18 protein-coding genes are annotated in these 16,685 nt (G+C 55.9%); 7 read left to right on the top strand and 11 right to left on the bottom strand.

Annotated elements, in window-relative coordinates; genetic code table 11:
- Positions 1-108: 108 nt before the first annotated feature.
- Together FFB58_RS18340 and FFB58_RS18335 are read right to left on the bottom strand one after the other, a co-directional pair.
- Positions 109-993, bottom strand: a complete 885-nt coding sequence (locus FFB58_RS18340) for a nucleoside-specific channel-forming protein Tsx (RefSeq protein WP_138370628.1) — start codon at positions 991-993, stop codon at positions 109-111.
- A gap of 261 nt (positions 994-1,254) precedes the next feature.
- Positions 1,255-1,794: a DUF3251 domain-containing protein gene (locus tag FFB58_RS18335; protein WP_039032360.1), complete on the bottom strand. Its 540-nt coding sequence runs from the start codon at positions 1,792-1,794 to the stop codon at positions 1,255-1,257.
- 153 nt (positions 1,795-1,947) lie between these two features.
- Here FFB58_RS18335 and nrdR point away from each other — a divergent pair, with 153 nt between their 5' ends.
- The 5 genes from nrdR to thiL all read left to right on the top strand — a co-directional run bounded on the left by nrdR (position 1,948) and on the right by thiL (position 5,558).
- Positions 1,948-2,397 carry a transcriptional regulator NrdR gene (gene nrdR / locus FFB58_RS18325; RefSeq protein WP_032616812.1) on the top strand — a complete coding sequence of 150 codons (450 nt, stop codon included), beginning with the start codon at positions 1,948-1,950 and terminating at the stop codon, positions 2,395-2,397.
- Positions 2,398-2,401: 4 nt separating this feature from the next.
- On the top strand, positions 2,402-3,505 hold the full coding sequence (ribD, locus tag FFB58_RS18320) for a bifunctional diaminohydroxyphosphoribosylaminopyrimidine deaminase/5-amino-6-(5-phosphoribosylamino)uracil reductase RibD (RefSeq protein WP_138370627.1): 1,104 nt from the start codon (positions 2,402-2,404) through the stop codon (positions 3,503-3,505).
- Positions 3,506-3,595: 90 nt separating this feature from the next.
- Positions 3,596-4,066, top strand: a complete 471-nt coding sequence (gene ribE, locus FFB58_RS18315; protein ID WP_039032362.1) for a 6,7-dimethyl-8-ribityllumazine synthase — start codon at positions 3,596-3,598, stop codon at positions 4,064-4,066.
- A 21-nt stretch (positions 4,067-4,087) separates the two neighbouring features.
- Positions 4,088-4,507, top strand: coding sequence for a transcription antitermination factor NusB (gene nusB, locus FFB58_RS18310; protein ID WP_032616814.1), 420 nt, complete (start codon positions 4,088-4,090; stop codon positions 4,505-4,507).
- A gap of 79 nt (positions 4,508-4,586) precedes the next feature.
- Positions 4,587-5,558 carry a thiamine-phosphate kinase gene (gene thiL, locus FFB58_RS18305; RefSeq protein ID WP_138370626.1) on the top strand — a complete coding sequence of 324 codons (972 nt, stop codon included), beginning with the start codon at positions 4,587-4,589 and terminating at the stop codon, positions 5,556-5,558.
- Positions 5,559-5,650: 92 nt separating this feature from the next.
- Here thiL and FFB58_RS18300 read toward each other — a convergent pair whose 3' ends face one another.
- The 4 genes from FFB58_RS18300 to xseB all read right to left on the bottom strand — a co-directional run bounded on the left by FFB58_RS18300 (position 5,651) and on the right by xseB (position 9,720).
- Positions 5,651-6,625, bottom strand: coding sequence for an aldo/keto reductase (locus FFB58_RS18300; protein WP_138370625.1), 975 nt, complete (start codon positions 6,623-6,625; stop codon positions 5,651-5,653).
- Positions 6,626-6,690: 65 nt separating this feature from the next.
- Positions 6,691-8,553 (bottom strand): 1-deoxy-D-xylulose-5-phosphate synthase, encoded by a 1,863-nt coding sequence (dxs, locus tag FFB58_RS18295; RefSeq protein WP_138370624.1) that lies wholly within the window; start codon positions 8,551-8,553, stop codon positions 6,691-6,693.
- 24 nt (positions 8,554-8,577) lie between these two features.
- A complete protein-coding gene (gene ispA / locus FFB58_RS18290) occupies positions 8,578-9,477 on the bottom strand; it encodes a (2E,6E)-farnesyl diphosphate synthase (protein ID WP_039032366.1) in 900 nt (299 codons plus the stop codon).
- A complete protein-coding gene (xseB, locus tag FFB58_RS18285; RefSeq protein ID WP_032616819.1) occupies positions 9,478-9,720 on the bottom strand; it encodes an exodeoxyribonuclease VII small subunit in 243 nt (80 codons plus the stop codon).
- Between the two features lie 190 nt (positions 9,721-9,910).
- Between xseB and thiI the strand changes: the two genes are divergently transcribed.
- Positions 9,911-11,359 carry a tRNA uracil 4-sulfurtransferase ThiI gene (gene thiI / locus FFB58_RS18280; RefSeq protein WP_039032429.1) on the top strand — a complete coding sequence of 483 codons (1,449 nt, stop codon included), beginning with the start codon at positions 9,911-9,913 and terminating at the stop codon, positions 11,357-11,359.
- An 83-nt stretch (positions 11,360-11,442) separates the two neighbouring features.
- Here the strand turns inward: thiI and yajL are convergent, their stop codons facing one another.
- Both yajL and panE read right to left on the bottom strand, forming a co-directional pair.
- Positions 11,443-12,036: a protein deglycase YajL gene (gene yajL / locus FFB58_RS18275; protein WP_039032367.1), complete on the bottom strand. Its 594-nt coding sequence runs from the start codon at positions 12,034-12,036 to the stop codon at positions 11,443-11,445.
- The gene (gene panE / locus FFB58_RS18270) at positions 11,999-12,910 is read right to left on the bottom strand and encodes a 2-dehydropantoate 2-reductase (protein WP_039032368.1); all 912 of its coding nucleotides are present in this window, start codon (positions 12,908-12,910) and stop codon (positions 11,999-12,001) included. Before panE ends, yajL begins: the two co-directional genes overlap by 38 nt.
- A 129-nt stretch (positions 12,911-13,039) precedes the next feature.
- Here panE and FFB58_RS18265 point away from each other — a divergent pair, with 129 nt between their 5' ends.
- Complete coding sequence (locus FFB58_RS18265; RefSeq protein WP_039032369.1) at positions 13,040-13,531, top strand: YajQ family cyclic di-GMP-binding protein; 492 nt, start codon at positions 13,040-13,042, stop codon at positions 13,529-13,531.
- A gap of 29 nt (positions 13,532-13,560) precedes the next feature.
- Here the strand turns inward: FFB58_RS18265 and FFB58_RS18260 are convergent, their stop codons facing one another.
- From FFB58_RS18260 to cyoE, 3 genes are all read right to left on the bottom strand, one after another.
- A complete protein-coding gene (locus tag FFB58_RS18260; protein WP_039032370.1) occupies positions 13,561-14,922 on the bottom strand; it encodes an MFS transporter in 1,362 nt (453 codons plus the stop codon).
- Between the two features lie 291 nt (positions 14,923-15,213).
- The gene (locus FFB58_RS18255) at positions 15,214-15,546 is read right to left on the bottom strand and encodes a hypothetical protein (RefSeq protein WP_039032371.1); all 333 of its coding nucleotides are present in this window, start codon (positions 15,544-15,546) and stop codon (positions 15,214-15,216) included.
- Between the two features lie 242 nt (positions 15,547-15,788).
- On the bottom strand, positions 15,789-16,676 hold the full coding sequence (gene cyoE / locus FFB58_RS18250) for a heme o synthase (protein ID WP_039032372.1): 888 nt from the start codon (positions 16,674-16,676) through the stop codon (positions 15,789-15,791).
- Positions 16,677-16,685 lie beyond the last annotated feature (9 nt).

Genomic DNA, 16,685 nt, shown 5'->3' with positions numbered 1-16,685 from the left:
AAGCCAGCTCTTGAGCTGGCTTTTTTGCCCGGCGGCGCTACGCTTGCACGGGCCTACAGGTTTGTAGGCCGGGTAAGGCGTAGCCGCCACCCGGCACCAACCACCAGGTTAGAAGTTATAACCCACAACCAGGTAACCACCCCAGCCGGTAGAGCGAACGCTGAAGTCACCGTCGCCGAAGTTCAGGCTTGCGTCGTCGTTCCACTGACCACCGTTGTGCCAGTAACGGGCAACAACAGAGTAGTGCCAGTGATCGTAGTTCAGGGCCAGAATGTGGCTGGACGCGATAGAGTCGTTGGTACGCGCTTTCTTACCGTTCAGGTCACGGAAGTCGTTGTCGCCCAGGTCTGAACCCCAGTCAAAGTTGGTGAAGCCGATGTAGCTCAGGTTGCCGCCCCACAGCTGGGTGATCGGCACAAAGTATTTCACTTTGAAACGGTAGCCATCCCACTCGTTTTCGTTCGCTGCGCCGTAGTTCTGCCACTGGTATTTGGCATAAACGTTCATGGACAGGCTCATCGGCAGACCGGTGTCGATGTCGGTACCCAGACCCATATACCAGGTGCTCTGACGACCGGACTTGTTGCGGCCCATGTCGTAGATGTAGTTGTTCGCGAAGTACCACTCTTTAAACGGACCAAACGCCAGGCTGGTGCCGGTCAGCTTGTCGATAGAGAAGCGCGGTTCAATCTCCATGAACAGTGGGGAACCGTGGTTCCAGATACCTTTCGCGTCAGTGTTACCACCGAAGAAGACCGGCGCATCCATGTAACCATAGAAATCAAACCAGTCTTTCTTGGCAAAGGCTTCGTATTCCAGGTAGGTATCGTTACGGATCTGTGGTCCAAAACGGGTGTGATAGCTGCCGACGACGTTAACGCTCTGGTGCCACCAGTCGGAAACGTACTCTGGTTTGTCGTTTTCTGCTGCCTGCACAGTAAAAGTAGAAGAGAGGGCCAGCGCTGCACCGGCTGCCAGTAATGTTTTTTTCATAATGATGCCACTGATTTGAAATCCCTAACGGGAGTGAAAAAGGCGCGAATTGCGTTTCTAAATATTTCGTGTTTCTGGGAGCCTATTATAGGAATCCTTGCTCACAAAAATATGTGTTGTTTCACAGTTCTCTCACATACGTAATCGATTGCGTTCACGTTTGCGTATTTTTGACGAAGCGGATTGTAATGGCAAACATCTTTGTTGCCAATGTTTACACTTCAGAGGAGAGCGGAACGCGAAACACGTTCCGCTGGGGGATTATTGCTGGACGGGCTGAATATCGTGAATGCGGATAAAGCCGAGCTGATCCGGCGTCATGCCGTTTAGCTGTAGCGGAATGTCGACATCGCTCGGTGCCAGCACGCTGGCAGGGGCGTTAATCAGCTGGGTCTGCACGTTCTGTTCCTGGAAGCTGTCGGTGGTGCCCTGAATCTGGCCCCACTCCACGGTGGCGCTGAAGGCCGGCAGCGGGTCGTTAGATTCTCCCTGAATGCGCAGCGTGGCGCGGGTGCCGTCGGCATTTGGCGCGACGTTGACCATCGACATCTTCAGCGTACCAATCTGGCTGTTCAGCCGGGCTGGCGTATTCGAGCCCGGAAGCAGATAGACGCCGCTGGTCGATTTGGCGTTCAGCGCGTTCTGCTGGGTGATTTTGACGGTTTCCTGGTTGAGCTTGTTCATGGTCGTATTCAGCGAACTGATGCTCTGGTTCATCTGACGAACTTCGCTTTGCTGCGCGCAGGCGCTGAGGCTAAAGAGGCTTCCCACCAGCAGGATCCTCAGGTAACGTCTTGTCATGGCAATTATTTCCCTGAATTATCGGATTCTGCTAAGGGTAGTCAACCAGGCTGCCATTCGTATAGATCCTTTATCTCAAAAACGCTCCTTCTTTGTTGTGGGGCCAGTTCGGGGTAAAATAGAGTTCAGTCAACCCGATAGTCAGGACACCGTATGCATTGCCCATTCTGTCTCGCCGTGGATACCAAAGTAATCGACTCCCGACTCGTGGGAGAGGGCTCGTCCGTGCGCCGCCGTCGGCAGTGCCTGGTGTGTAATGAACGTTTTACGACCTTTGAAGTGGCAGAGCTGGTGATGCCGCGCGTGGTGAAAAGTAACGACGTTCGCGAACCGTTCAACGAAGAGAAACTGCGTAGCGGGATGCTCAAGGCACTGGAAAAACGGCCAGTGAGCGCAGATGACGTTGAAATGGCGCTTAACCACATCAAAACCCAGCTGCGCGCCACCGGCGAACGCGAAGTGCCGAGTAAGATGATCGGCAACCTGGTGATGGAGCAGCTTAAAAAGCTCGATAAAGTGGCCTATATCCGCTTTGCCTCCGTTTACCGCAGTTTCGAAGACATCAAAGAGTTCGGCGAAGAGATCGCCCGCCTACAGGATTAAGCCCATGCAGGATGAGATTTACATGGCGCGAGCGCTGAAGCTGGCGCAGCGCGGGCGGTTTACCACCCATCCCAATCCGAATGTCGGCTGCGTCATTGTGAAAGATGGCGAGATCGTCGGGGAAGGTTTTCACTATCGCGCCGGCGAACCGCATGCCGAAGTGCACGCCCTGCGCATGGCAGGAGAGAAGGCGCGGGGCGCAACCGCCTACGTCACGCTGGAGCCCTGCAGCCATCATGGCCGCACCCCGCCGTGCTGCGATGCCCTTATCGCCGCGGGCGTTTCACGGGTGGTAGCGGCAATGCAGGATCCTAATCCTCAGGTGGCCGGTCGCGGTCTTTACCGCCTTCAGGAGGCCGGAATCGATGTCAGCCACGGCCTGATGATGAGTGAAGCCGAACGCCTGAACAAAGGCTTCCTCAAGCGGATGCGGACCGGTTTTCCTTACGTGCAGCTGAAACTCGGCGCGTCGCTGGATGGCCGCACGGCAATGGCCAGCGGCGAAAGCCAGTGGATCACGTCGCCGCAGGCAAGGCGCGATGTGCAACGTCTGCGCGCGCAAAGCCATGCTATTCTCACCAGCAGTGCTACCGTGCTGGCGGACGATCCTGCCCTGACCGTGCGCTGGGATGAGCTGAACGCTGATACCCAGGCGCTCTATCCGCAGGAGAATTTACGCCAGCCGCTGCGCATTGTGGTCGACCGGCAGAACAGCGTCACCCCTGCGCATCGCATTGTGCAGCAGCCGGGTGAAACCTGGTTTGCCCGCACCCAGCAGGATGACCGCAGCTGGCCGGAAGGCGTGCGCAGCATTATGGTGCCTGAGCATAACGGGCATCTCGATCTCGTGGTGCTGATGATGCTGCTGGGCAAACAGCAGATCAACAGTATCTGGGTTGAAGCTGGCCCGACGCTTGCCGGCGCGCTGTTGCAGGCCGGGCTGGTGGATGAGCTGATCGTCTATCTGGCACCTAAACTGTTAGGCAGCGACGCCCGCGGCTTATGCACCTTGCCCGGGCTGGAAAAACTGGCGGATGCACCGGCATTTAACTTCAGCGAGATACGTCCGGTTGGACCGGATGTCTGCCTCCACCTGACCACCGCGTAAGGCTTGCCTAAATAGGGAAGCAGTGCGCAAAATATTATGATAAAATCCGCCCCCCTGCGGGGCCACCAAATGAACCCGTTAAGGAAGAGTATGAACATTATTGAAGCAGCCGTTGCTACCCCGGACGCTCGCGTCGCCATCACCATTGCGCGTTTCAACAACTTCATCAACGACAGCCTGCTGGATGGCGCGATTGACGCCCTGAAACGTATCGGCCAGGTGAAAGACGAAAACATTACCGTTGTCTGGGTTCCGGGTGCTTACGAACTGCCACTGGCAGCGGGCGCACTGGCGAAAACCGGCAAGTACGATGCGGTAATCGCGCTGGGTACGGTGATTCGTGGCGGTACCGCGCACTTTGAATATGTTGCGGGTGGCGCAAGCAACGGTCTGGCGCACGTGGCTCAGGATGCAGAAATTCCTGTCGCGTTCGGCGTACTCACCACTGAAAGTATTGAACAAGCCATCGAACGTGCTGGCACCAAAGCCGGTAACAAAGGTGCAGAAGCTGCACTGACCGCGCTTGAAATGATCAATGTATTGAAAGCCATCAAGGCCTGATTTTTTTGTAAGGGGAATTCCGTGAAACCTGCTGCTCGTCGCCGCGCCCGTGAATGTGCCGTTCAGGCACTTTACTCCTGGCAGTTGTCCCAGAACGACATCGCTGATGTTGAATACCAGTTCCTGGCGGAACAAGACGTCAAAGACGTTGACGTCGTGTACTTCCGTGAACTGCTGTCGGGAGTGGCGACTAATAGCGCGTATCTCGATGGTCTGATGAAACCGTACCTGTCCCGTCTGCTCGAAGAGCTGGGCCAGGTTGAAAAAGCGGTGCTGCGTATCGCACTCTTTGAGCTGTCTAAACGTGACGATGTGCCGTACAAAGTGGCCATCAACGAAGCGATCGAACTGGCGAAAACCTTCGGTGCTGAAGACAGCCACAAGTTTGTGAATGGCGTGCTGGATAAAGCTGCACCTGCGATCCGTCCCCGTAAAAAGTGATCCGCAAGCCGGAGTGTCGTACTGCCCCTCGGGCGGTGCGGGCTCCGGTTTTTTTATTTTCTTTGCTGAGGCATAACGTATGGCATGCGGCGAATTTTCCCTGATTGCCCGTTATTTTGACCGAGTCAGAAGCTCGCGTCGCGATGTGGAAACCGGCATCGGCGACGACTGTGCACTTCTCAATATTCCCGATAAACAGACGCTGGCAATCAGCACCGACACCTTAGTGTGCGGCCACCATTTTCTGCCGGATATCGATCCTGCCGATCTGGCGTATAAAGCGCTGGCGGTGAACCTGAGCGATCTGGCGGCAATGGGAGCCGATCCGGCGTGGTTAACCCTCGCGCTGACCCTGCCGAAGGTCGATGAAAGCTGGCTTGAGGCCTTCAGCGACGCGCTGTTTGAACAGCTTAATTACTACGATATGCAGTTGATCGGTGGCGATACCACCGCCGGACCGCTGTCGATGACGCTGGCGATCCACGGCTACGTGCCGGCAGGGCGCGCGCTGAAACGCTCTGGCGCGAAGCCCGGCGACTGGATCTACGTGACCGGTACGCCGGGCGATAGCGCGGCAGGACTGGCCATTTTGCAGAAGCAATTCGTGGTGGAAAACGACGATGACGCGGCCTATTTCCTGCAACGTCATCTGCGCCCGACGCCGCGTATTTTGCAGGGGCAGGCGCTGCGCGATCGCGCCAGCGCTGCCATCGATCTGTCGGATGGCCTGATCTCCGATCTCGGGCATATCCTCAAGTCCAGCGGCGTTGGCGCGCGAGTCGATCTGAACGAATTCCCGCTCTCAGAGGCGATGCGCAGGCATGTCGAGCCAGAGCGCGCCTTACGCTGGGCGCTCTCCGGCGGCGAAGATTATGAGCTGTGCTTTACCGTTCCTGAGCTTAATCGCGGAACGCTGGATGTGGCGTTAGCCAATCTGGGGGCGCGGTACACCTGTATCGGGCAGATCATGCCGGAAAGCGAAGGGCTGCAGTTTGTGCAGAACGGCGAGCCAGTGACGCTCGACTGGAAAGGGTACGATCACTTCGCTTGACCTGTGTTGCCGGGTGGCGCTGCGCTTACCCGGCCTACGGCGAGTGCAAATTTGTAGGCCGGGTAAGGCGAAGCCGCCACCCGGCTTTTTTATTACTTAAACCCAACTACCGGATGCTGTTTGTACGGCGTCTCCAGCTCGGCAATCTGCTCCGGCGTCAGAGTGATATCCACGGCGTTGATCAGCTCATCCAGCTGCTCTTCACGCGAAGCGCCGATAATCGGCGCTGCCACTCCCCTTTTGCTCAGCACCCACGCCAGCGCCACCTGGGCGCGCGTCACTCCGAGATCCTCGGCAACTCCCGCTAAACGCTCGGCGATTTGCGCGTTGTTGGCTTCGGTTTCGTCATACAGCGTTTTGCCAAATTCGTCGGACACCGAGCGGGCCGTAGTTTCGCCCCATGGACGGGTCAAACGCCCGCGCGCCAGCGGACTCCACGGGATCACCGCTACGCCGTGCTGGTAGCACAGGGGCAGCATCTCGCGTTCTTCTTCACGGTAGATCAGGTTGTAGTGATCCTGCATGGTGACAAACGGCGCCCAGCCGTGTTGTTCCTGCAGTGCCAGCGCTTCGGCAAACTGGGCGGCATGCATCGATGAGGCGCCGATATAGCGCGCTTTGCCTGCTCTGACTACGTCGTTCAGCGCTTCCAGAGTCTCTTCAATCGGGGTGTTGTAATCCCAGCGGTGGATCTGCAGCAGATCGACATAATCCATATTCAGGCGACGCAGGCTGTCGTCGATGGAGCGCAGGATCTGCGGCCGGGAGAGACCTTCCGGCAGATCCCCCGTCTGATGGTAAACCTTGGTGGCGACCACCACGTCCTCGCGGCGGGCAAATTCGCGTAGCGCCCGGCCGACGATCTCTTCGCTGCTGCCGTCGGAATAGCTGTTAGCGGTATCAAAGAAGTTAATGCCGCCTTCAAGGGCGTGTTTGATAATCGGACGGCTGCTCTCTTCCGGCAGCGTCCAGGCGTGCTTACCCCGGTCCGGTTCGCCAAAGGTCATACAGCCCAGGCAAAGACGGGAAACCTTAAGATCGGTTCTTCCTAATGTATTGTATTGCATGGTTCCACTCCTGCTGATTACTTAAAACGTACCGTTAAGCATAGCAGGAGCGGAAAGGGGAGGGATTATGCCAGCCAGGCGGCGATGCGGGCTTCGATACCAGCAGCATCCAGGCCGATTTCGGCGCGGGCTTCGTCCTGGGTACCCTGCGGGATAAAGTGGTCCGGCAGGCCGAGATTCAGCACCGGCACGACTTTGCGTTTGGCCATCAGCACTTCGTTCACGCCGCTGCCTGCGCCACCCATAATCGCATTCTCTTCAAGGGTGATCAGCGCTTCATGCTCTGATGCCATCTCCAGAATCAGCGCTTCATCGAGCGGTTTCACAAAACGCATATCCACCAGCGTCGCGTTCAGGGATTCCGCCACTGTTGCCGCTTCCGGCATCAGCGTACCGAAGTTGAGGATCGCCAGCTTTTCGCCGCGTCGTTTGACAACGCCTTTGCCAATCGGCAGTTTCGCCAGCGGCTCGAGGGTCACGCCAACGGCGTTACCGCGCGGATAACGTACGGCGGTCGGGCCATCCTGATAGTGGTAACCGGTGAACAGCATCTGACGGCATTCGTTTTCGTCGCTCGGGGTCATGACCACCATATCCGGGATACAGCGCAGATAAGAGAGATCGAACGCCCCCTGGTGCGTCTGGCCGTCGGCGCCGACAATGCCCGCACGGTCAATGGCGAACAGCACCGGCAGTTTCTGGATCGCGACGTCGTGGATAACCTGGTCGTAGGCGCGTTGCAGGAAGGTGGAGTAGATCGCCACCACCGGCTTGTAGCCGCCAATCGCCAGGCCCGCAGCAAAGGTCACCGCATGCTGTTCGGCGATAGCGACATCAAAATACTGGGTCGGATACTTTCTGGAAAACTCGACCATACCGGAGCCTTCACGCATCGCCGGGGTCACGGCCATCAGCTTGCTGTCTTTGGCGGCGGTTTCACACAGCCAGTCGCCGAAGATTTTTGAGTAGCTCGGCATGCCGCCGCTGCTTTTCGGCAGACAGCCGCTGGTTGGGTCGAACTTCGGTACCGCGTGGAAGGTGATCGGATCTTTTTCTGCAGGTTCATAGCCACGACCTTTTTTGGTCATGATGTGCAGGAACTGCGGGCCTTTCAGATCGCGCATGTTTTTCAGCGTGCTGACCAGGCCCAGAACGTCGTGGCCATCTACCGGGCCGATGTAGTTAAAGCCCAGCTCTTCAAACAGCGTGCCGGGAACCACCATGCCTTTAATGTGCTCTTCGGTGCGACGCAACAGCTCTTTGATTGGCGGTACGCCGGAGAGCACTTTTTTGCCGCCTTCGCGCAGGCTGGAGTACAGCTTACCGGAGAGCAGATTTGCCAGGTGATTGTTCAGCGCCCCGACGTTTTCGGAAATCGACATTTCGTTGTCATTGAGGACCACCAGCATATCCGGCTTGATATCGCCCGCGTGGTTCATCGCCTCAAAGGCCATCCCGGCGGTGATTGCGCCATCGCCAATCACGCAGACGGTGCGGCGCTGTTTGCCCTCTTTGGCAGCCGCGACGGCTACTCCGATCCCGGCGGAAATCGAGGTGGAGGAGTGCCCAACGCTCAGCACGTCGTACTCGCTTTCGCCCCGCCACGGGAACGGATGCAGGCCGCCTTTCTGGCGAATCGTGCCAATTTTATCGCGACGACCGGTGAGAATTTTGTGTGGATAAGCCTGATGACCCACGTCCCAGATCAGCTGATCGAACGGGGTGTTGTAGACATAATGCAGCGCCACGGTGAGCTCCACCGTGCCAAGCCCGGAGGCGAAATGGCCGCTGGAGCGGCTTACGCTGTCGAGCAGATAGCGACGCAGTTCGTCGCACAGCTTCGGCAGGCTCTCTTTCGGCAACAGACGTAACTCCTGGGTGGAGTCAACCAACGCCAGTGTCGGGTATTTGGCAATATCAAAACTCATCAGAGACTCATCGTGGTGTTTTCGTTATTTATCACGCTGGATTATATAGTCCGCTAGCGCTTCCAGTGCCGAGGTGTCCAGTGACTGCGCGGCCAGTTGTTCGAGCGACTGGCGGGCTTCAGCAATCAGGTCCCGGGCTTTTTGTTGGGCTTGCTCAAGGCCCAGAAGGGCGGGATAGGTACTTTTGCCAAGCTGCTGGTCGGCACCCTGACGTTTACCCAATGTTGCAGTATCGCCCACGACATCCAGAATGTCATCCTGAACCTGGAAGGCTAAACCGATACTTTCGGCATAACGATCCAGAACGGGCAGGGCTTTACGTCCTCGCTCACCCGCGCTCAGCGCCCCCAGACGAACGGCTGCGCGGATCAGCGCCCCGGTCTTGTGACGGTGAATACGCTCCAGCTGTTCCAGATTAACCTGACGACCTTCCGCCTCCAGATCCAGCGCCTGACCGCCGCACATGCCCGCGACGCCGCTGGCCATCGCCAGCTCGGAAACCATCGCCAGACGGTCGCGATCCGCCACTTCAACCATCGGTGCATCGCTCAGAATTGAAAACGCCAGGGTTTGCAGGGCGTCGCCAGCCAGAATAGCGTTCGCTTCGCCAAACTTAATGTGGCAGGTCGGCTGGCCGCGGCGCAGGTCGTCGTCGTCCATGGCCGGCAGATCGTCATGGATCAGCGAATAGGCGTGGATACACTCGACCGCAGCGGCCGGGGCATCCAGCGTATCGGCGCTGATACCGAACATCCCGCCGGTGGCATATACCAGAAAAGGACGCAGGCGTTTACCGCCTAACAGTGCGCCATAGTGCATGGCCTCAACCAGTGGAGTGTTCTGAAAAGGCTGGGGTTCTATAAAACGGCGCAGTGCGTCGTTAGCACGCTCGACGCACGCCTGAAGCTGGTTCGAAAAATCCATCTACTCGGCATCCGGGGTGAAGGGGGTTGTGGCAGCGTCTTCGTTATCGGAAAGCAGGATCTGCACGCGCTGTTCCGCCTGTTGCAGCTTAACCTGGCCCTGGCGCGCCAGCTGTACGCCGCGTTCGAATTCATTAAGCGCCTCTTCTAACGGCAGATCGCCGCTTTCCAGACGGGTAACGATTTGCTCCAGTTCACTCAGCGCAGTTTCGAAACTGGCAGGTGCATCGTTTTTCTTCGGCATAGTGAATATCTGACTCTCTGTTTTTTTATCCCTGACATGGTATCGGACTCAGGGTAATTATCAAATAACGCGCAATGTGCACAGGAGGCGCGCGATGGTGGTATACTTGCGCGCCTGGATGCAGCCGCGGATGTGGGCTGCTTACTTTTCCATTACAAGCTTAAATGCTTGCCAAAGAAACATTGCCGCCATGAAGTTTATCATTAAATTGTTCCCTGAAATCACCATCAAAAGCCAATCTGTGCGTTTGCGCTTTATTAAAATTTTAACCGGGAACATTCGTAACGTTCTGAAGCATTACGACGAGACCCTCGCCGTCGTGCGTCACTGGGATCACGTTGAAGTCCGCGCTAAAGATGAAAACAAGCGCCTGGACATTCGTGATGCTTTAACCCGAATCCCCGGGATCCACCATATTCTGGAAGTGGAAGATGTCCCGTTCACTTCCCTGCACGACATTTTTGAACAGGCGCTGGCCCAGTATCGCGACCAGATCGAGGGCAAAACCTTCTGCGTGCGCGCCAAGCGTCGCGGTAAACATGAGTTTAGCTCCATTGAAGTAGAACGTTACGTCGGCGGTGGGCTGAACCAGCACGTTGAGTCCGCGCGCGTGCGTCTGACCAACCCGGAAGTGACCGTTAATCTGGAGATCGAAAACGACCGTCTGCTGCTGGTGAAGGGCCGCTACGAAGGGATCGGTGGTTTCCCGATTGGCACCCAGGAAGACGTGCTGTCGCTCATTTCCGGCGGTTTCGACTCCGGCGTTTCCAGCTATATGCTGATGCGTCGCGGCTGCCGCGTGCATTACTGCTTCTTTAACCTCGGCGGCGCTGCGCATGAAATTGGCGTGCGTCAGGTTGCGCATTATCTCTGGAACCGCTTCGGCAGCTCCCACCGCGTGCGTTTTGTTGCCATTAACTTCGAACCGGTGGTTGGCGAAATCCTCGAAAAAGTGGACGACGGCCAGATGGGCGTGGTGCTGAAGCGCATGATGGTGCGCGCGGCGTCGAAAGTGGCTGAGCGTTATGGCGTGCAGGCGCTGGTTACCGGCGAAGCGCTGGGTCAGGTTTCCAGCCAGACCCTGACCAACCTGCGTCTTATCGACAACGTATCCGACACGCTGATCCTGCGTCCGCTGATCTCTCACGATAAAGAGCACATCATCGACCTGGCGCGTGAAATCGGCACCGAAGACTTTGCCCGCACCATGCCGGAATACTGCGGCGTGATCTCTAAAAGCCCGACGGTTAAAGCGGTGAAGGCGAAGATCGAAGCGGAAGAGGAGAACTTCGATTTCTCCATTCTGGATAAAGTGGTGGAGGAAGCCTCTAACATTGATATCCGCGAAATCGCCCAGCAGACCGAGCAGGAAGTAGTCGAAGTGGAGACCGTTAACGGTTTCGGCCCGAATGACGTGCTGCTGGATATTCGCTCCGTCGATGAGCAGGACGCGAAGCCGTTTGAGCCGGAGGGTGTGGAAGTGGCCTCGCTGCCGTTCTACAAGCTGAGCACCAAATTTGGCGATCTCGACAAGAGCAAAACCTATCTGCTGTGGTGTGAGCGCGGGGTGATGAGCCGCCTGCAGGCGCTCTATCTGCGCGAGCAGGGTTTCACCAATGTGAAGGTGTATCGTCCGTAGTTGTTAAGCCGGGTGGCGGATACGCCTTACCCGGCCTACATAAATCGCGTAGGCCCGGCAAGCGTAGCGCTGCCGGGCAATTCCTACGCTTCGTAATAGTTATAAATGCCTGCCGCCATCACCAGGGACGACGCGACTTCATACGCTTTTTCTCGCCCAACCAGCAGTTCGATAATCTTCAGCGCAAAATCAATCGACGTGCCCGGCCCCTGGCTGGTTAACAGGTTCACTCGCGGATCCCAGACCATACGTTTGTCCACCCACTGCTCTTCAGGGATTTTATCCTTGAGGGTCGGGAAACCGGTCATATTGCCGATGGGGAAGATGTTATGCGGCACCAGCACCGTGGCCGCTGCCGCACAGATGGCCGCAACGATTCGCCCGGAATGGTGGAACTGCCTGACCGTCTCGACCAGCAGCGGGCTGTCGCGGAAACATTCCGCTCCTTTCAGGCCACCCGGCAGGACGATCGCGTCGTAATCGCCGTCGGCGACCTCCACCAGCGGCGCATCTGCTACGATCTTCACCCCACGCGAGCAGGTAATAACCAGGTTGCCATCGCTGGCGACGCTCGCCGTCGTGACGCTAATCCCGGCGCGAACCAGCAGATCGATGGTGGTGACCGCTTCGGTCTCTTCGCTACCAGGGGCGAGGCATACCAGTGCCGACGCGCTCATACTCACTCTCCTTACGTTTAACCTGTTCATAAAGATGGACGTTTTCCGGCACGCTAATACCGTGCGCCCGGGCGCGTTTTAGCAGGTAGCCGGTGATGTAGTCAATTTCGGTATGGCGCAGCGCGCGGATGTCCTGCAGCATTGAGGAGATATTATGCGCGGTGCTCTCAATGACCTCTTCAACGTAATAGCGGATATCCTCTTCCGACGTGTGAATGCCTTCCCGTTCCACCACCGCAGCCACTTCGGCGCACAGCGTCGCCACTTCCTCTGGATGATTTTTCAGTTCGCCATTCGGGCAGTTCAGCAGGGCGGTGAGCGGGTTGATCACACAATTTACCGCCAGCTTGCGCCACATCTGGGGACGAATGTTATCGTGCCAGGCGACATCCGGCAGCACCTGCTGGAAGCGATCCGCCAGATAACTGTAGTCGCCCTCCTGGGCTCTGGCAGGGCCGATGTGGGTCATACCGCTGGCGACATGAACAATCACGTTGCCATCACGGCGGGCTGCGTGGGTGGTGATCGCCATCAGCAGCGGCTGGGGAATGTGTCTGAGCTCTTCAATGGTGCCCATACCGTTGTGCAGCAACATAATTGGTGAGGTGCGGGGGAGGGTGGTTGCCAGCGCCCGGACGGCATCGGAAACCTGCCAGGCTTTCAGGGTGACCAGCAGCAGATCGCTTTTTGCGAGAAAATCAGGATCGTTAGCGGTGAGAGATTCGTTAAAGATACTCCCGTCTTCTTCAATCAGGTTTACACTGCAATAGGGTTGTGGCACGCGCAGCCAGCCCTGTACTTCATGCCCATGTTTGCAAAGTGCGGTGAGCCAAAGTTGTCCCAATGCTCCGCATCCGAGCACGGTAATTTTCATCGTTCCTCCTCACCTGCAACTGCGCCAGGTGTTACAGCATTTAGTATAGCGTCGACAACTAAGCTTCTGTTGAGTTATGCCCCGTAGCGGGTATTATGCAACGCAACAAAAGTGAAGGGAGAAGAAAAGATGCCATCTTTCGATATTGTTTCCGAAGTTGATATCCAGGAAGTACGTAACGGCGTGGACAACGCCAGCCGCGAGGTTGAATCTCGTTTCGATTTTCGTGGCGTTGAGGCCTCATTTGAGCTGAACGACGCGAATAAGACCATCAAGATACTGAGCGAATCTGATTTCCAGGTAACGCAGCTGCTGGACATTCTGCGTGCCAAGCTGCTGAAGCGTGGTATCGAAGGGACCTCCCTCGACGTGCCGGAAACCTTCGTTCACAGCGGGAAAACCTGGTTTGTTGAAGCCAAACTGAAGCAGGGTATTGAGAGCGCGACGCAGAAGAAAATCGTTAAGCTCATCAAAGACAGCAAGCTGAAGGTACAGGCGCAAATCCAGGGCGAAGAGATCCGCGTTACCGGGAAATCCCGCGACGATCTGCAGGGCGTGATGGCGCTGGTGCGTGGCGGCAATCTCGGCCAGCCGTTCCAGTTCAAAAACTTCCGCGATTAAGAAAAAGCCCGGCAGAGCCGGGCTTTTTTTCAGGCTTTCAGCGCCTGCTCAACTTCGAAGCGGTTAGTTATTTTACTGTCGATTTTGACATACAAACTGCGCTCTTCCGGCACCAGTAATACCTCACTGACACCCTCTTTTGCTTCAAGACGCTGTTTTAGCTGTTCGTCCACCGCGACATCCTGCGGAATTTCCACCCGCAGACTACTGACGTACCGCGGCTCTTTCATGGTACTGGCGACCAGTAACCAAAGCGTTGCCAGCAGCGCACCCGCCAGGAAAACGGTCTGAGAATCAAACACTCCATCGACCCAGCCGCCCAGCGCTCCGCCGATGGCCACGCCGATAAACTGGCTGGTGGAGTAGATCCCCATTGCCGTGCCTTTATAGCCTGCCGGTGACTCTTTGCTGATCAGCGACGGCAGCAGGGCTTCCATCAGGTTGAAGGCCAGAAAGAAGAGTTGTACGCCGGCAACCAGCTCCCAGAAGTGCGGACCTGACCCCCACAATACGATTTCCGCAATCAACAACAGGGCGACGCAGGAAATGAAGACGCGCTTCATCCGGCGCTTCACTTCGGCATAGATAATAAATGGCACCACGGAGACAAACGAGATGAGCATGGTGACCAGGTAGATTTTCCAGTGCTCGGCCGCCGGGAAACCGGCTGCCGCAAGCTGACCGGGCAGGGCGACGAAGGTGGACATCAGCAGAATATGCAGACACATGATGCCAAAGTTGAGCTTGAGCAGGCGCGGCTCAACCAGCACTTTGCTGAAGCAGCCTTTAACCATTCCCGATTCACGGTTCAGCACATGGTTTTTGCTGTCCGGCACCACCCAGATCGTCAGGGCGATACCGACGGTCGCCAGCACGGCGATCATCCAGAACAACGCATGGAGCCCAAGTGCATGGGTAACGATCGGCCCCAGCACCATCGCGATGGCAAAGGTCACGCCGAAGCTGACGCCAATAAAGGCCATCGCCTTGGTGCGGTTCTGTTCGCGGGTCAGATCGGAGAGCAGCGCCATCACGGCGGCGGCAATGGCGCCGGAGCCCTGCAACGCACGGCCGAGAATAATTCCCCAGATGGAGTGGGAGAGCGCGGCTATCACGCTACCGGCGACGAAGACCAGTAGCCCGCCGACGATTAACGGTTTGCGACCCACGCGATCGGAGAGCAGGCCGAAGGGGATCTGGAATATTGCCTGCGCCAGGCCGTAAATACCGATGGCAAGACCAATCAGCGCCTCGCTTGCTCCCTGTAACGCCATGCCGTATGTCGTCAGTACCGGCAGGACCATAAACATGCCGAGCATACGCAGCGAAAAAACCGTCCCCAAACCCCAGGTGGCACGAAGCTCGCCTGGCGTCATTTTATAATCGTTCATTACCACCTCTGTCTGAAAAGCGCGTCCAGTGTAGTCTGAGAGCGGTGTGGGGTAAACAGAGTGATGATAAACAATTATTTCTATAGTTAATGATTTGTGCGATTAAACATATAGTAGCGTTATGGTTGCTATCTAAGGCAGGTGAAAGTGCGGAATCTAATTATTCAGCAGAGATTTTATAATAGAAATTGGATATATGAGTGAGAATTAATAAAACTACCAGTAATTATATAAGCCATTTGCAGGGTCAGGATAATTATAGAACTATCCCGACCCTGAACTTATTACGGTTTACGCGCTAGCGCTGACAAGGAAACTATTCCAGTCTGATGCCGCGTTATTTACGAAAGATGACCAGCTGTTACCTGCCGTTTGAACAAAAGCGCCCCAGTTATTTGAACCGCTATCTACGAAGGTTTGCCAGTTAGATTCGCCTGCGACGAACTTACCAAACGAAACAGTGCTGTCAATCACGAAGTTAGCAAAAGCCTCGCCTGAAGTCAGGGCGAAGGAGCCAAAGCCAAAGCCGGAGTTAACGGTAAAATTCAGGAAACCGCTTGCGGCGCCGATCAGATTAAAACCACCGGAGATATAATGCATTTCATTCATTGATAATTCTTTCATTCATATTTCCTTATTAAATGAAGATGGGTAAGTGAGAAAATTACTCACGGCCCAAGGTTACCATTCTGAAATACAAACAAGACAGGGAAATTTACATTAAGTGGTTTACATGCTCTTTTTTTAACTTGATTAATATTTAATGGTTATTTTTGGTAGGATATTAATTTATTTTCAATATAAAATAAAAAAAACAGCCCGCGACCATAAGGTGGCGGGCTGTTGAGCCACTCAGTCTGACGATGTTACCAGACGTAAGTCAGCAGATTACCAGAGTCAGGCACCATAAAATCGACGGACATCATTACCGAGAGGGAAGTGATAGCGACAATCGAGAACACAAACAGTTTGCGCGCCCAGACTTTATCGTCTTCCACTTTATAACCCCGCAGCGCCATACCGAGCCACCAGACGCTCACCGCGGCAGCAACCACCAGATATTTATATCCAGCGTAACCGCCCAGCGACAGCATCAGGGTAGCAACCGCAAACGCAATGATGTAGAGCGTGATATGGTTCTTGGCGACTGAGATGCCTTTCACCACCGGCAGAACCGGAATGTTCGCTGCCTGATAATCCTTGAAGCGGAAAATCGCAATGGCGTAGGAGTGCGGCATCTGCCACAGGCTAAAGATAGCCAGCAGGATGAGCGCACCGCTGTCGAACTCATTGGTGACCGCGCAGTAGCCAATCACCGGCGGCGCAGCGCCGGAGAGAGAACCAATCAGCGTACCGTAGACGGAGTGACGCTTCATATACAGGCTGTAGACGCCCACATACACCACGAAACCCATCACCCCCAGCCAGCAGGCCAGAGGGTTGGCGCCGAACCACAGCAGCATAAAGCCAGCAATACCCAGCAAGGTGGCGTACACCAGCGAGACGGCAGGGGACATCAGGCCTTTTACCAGCACCCGATTCTTGGTCCTTTCCATCTTCCTGTCGATATCCATGTCGATGTAGTTGTTAAATACACAACCGGACGCAACAACCAGTGACACCCCAATCAGCGTGTAGATAAAGAGGGTGTAGTCGATGCTGCCTTTAGAAGCCAGCAGGAACCCTCCGATCACCGAGATCAGGTTGCCAAAGATGATGCCTGGTTTTGTTACTTGCAGGTATTGCTTAAACATACTCGCCGC

Source organism: Enterobacter sp. MF024 (assembly GCF_005843915.1).
GTDB lineage: Bacteria > Pseudomonadota > Gammaproteobacteria > Enterobacterales > Enterobacteriaceae > Enterobacter > Enterobacter barmai.
The sequence above is the reverse complement of the archived record's forward strand: the minus strand, read 5'-3'. Positions and strand labels throughout refer to the sequence as shown.

What these genes read in the sequence shown, in the direction of transcription:
- ribD (WP_138370627.1), top strand. Translation starts at nt 2,402, where the DNA reads ATGCAGGATGAGATTTACATGGCGCGAGCGCTGAAGCTGGCGCAGCGC.
- FFB58_RS18340 (WP_138370628.1), bottom strand. Translation starts at nt 993, where the DNA reads ATGAAAAAAACATTACTGGCAGCCGGTGCAGCGCTGGCCCTCTCTTCT.
- yajL (WP_039032367.1), bottom strand. Translation starts at nt 12,036, where the DNA reads ATGAGCGCGTCGGCACTGGTATGCCTCGCCCCTGGTAGCGAAGAGACC.
- panE (WP_039032368.1), bottom strand. Translation starts at nt 12,910, where the DNA reads ATGAAAATTACCGTGCTCGGATGCGGAGCATTGGGACAACTTTGGCTC.
- FFB58_RS18300 (WP_138370625.1), bottom strand. Translation starts at nt 6,625, where the DNA reads ATGCAATACAATACATTAGGAAGAACCGATCTTAAGGTTTCCCGTCTT.
- FFB58_RS18255 (WP_039032371.1), bottom strand. Translation starts at nt 15,546, where the DNA reads ATGAAAGAATTATCAATGAATGAAATGCATTATATCTCCGGTGGTTTT.
- cyoE (WP_039032372.1), bottom strand. Translation starts at nt 16,676, where the DNA reads ATGTTTAAGCAATACCTGCAAGTAACAAAACCAGGCATCATCTTTGGC.
- xseB (WP_032616819.1), bottom strand. Translation starts at nt 9,720, where the DNA reads ATGCCGAAGAAAAACGATGCACCTGCCAGTTTCGAAACTGCGCTGAGT.
- ispA (WP_039032366.1), bottom strand. Translation starts at nt 9,477, where the DNA reads ATGGATTTTTCGAACCAGCTTCAGGCGTGCGTCGAGCGTGCTAACGAC.
- thiL (WP_138370626.1), top strand. Translation starts at nt 4,587, where the DNA reads ATGGCATGCGGCGAATTTTCCCTGATTGCCCGTTATTTTGACCGAGTC.
- FFB58_RS18335 (WP_039032360.1), bottom strand. Translation starts at nt 1,794, where the DNA reads ATGACAAGACGTTACCTGAGGATCCTGCTGGTGGGAAGCCTCTTTAGC.
- dxs (WP_138370624.1), bottom strand. Translation starts at nt 8,553, where the DNA reads ATGAGTTTTGATATTGCCAAATACCCGACACTGGCGTTGGTTGACTCC.
- thiI (WP_039032429.1), top strand. Translation starts at nt 9,911, where the DNA reads ATGAAGTTTATCATTAAATTGTTCCCTGAAATCACCATCAAAAGCCAA.
- FFB58_RS18260 (WP_039032370.1), bottom strand. Translation starts at nt 14,922, where the DNA reads ATGAACGATTATAAAATGACGCCAGGCGAGCTTCGTGCCACCTGGGGT.
- ribE (WP_039032362.1), top strand. Translation starts at nt 3,596, where the DNA reads ATGAACATTATTGAAGCAGCCGTTGCTACCCCGGACGCTCGCGTCGCC.
- FFB58_RS18265 (WP_039032369.1), top strand. Translation starts at nt 13,040, where the DNA reads ATGCCATCTTTCGATATTGTTTCCGAAGTTGATATCCAGGAAGTACGT.
- nrdR (WP_032616812.1), top strand. Translation starts at nt 1,948, where the DNA reads ATGCATTGCCCATTCTGTCTCGCCGTGGATACCAAAGTAATCGACTCC.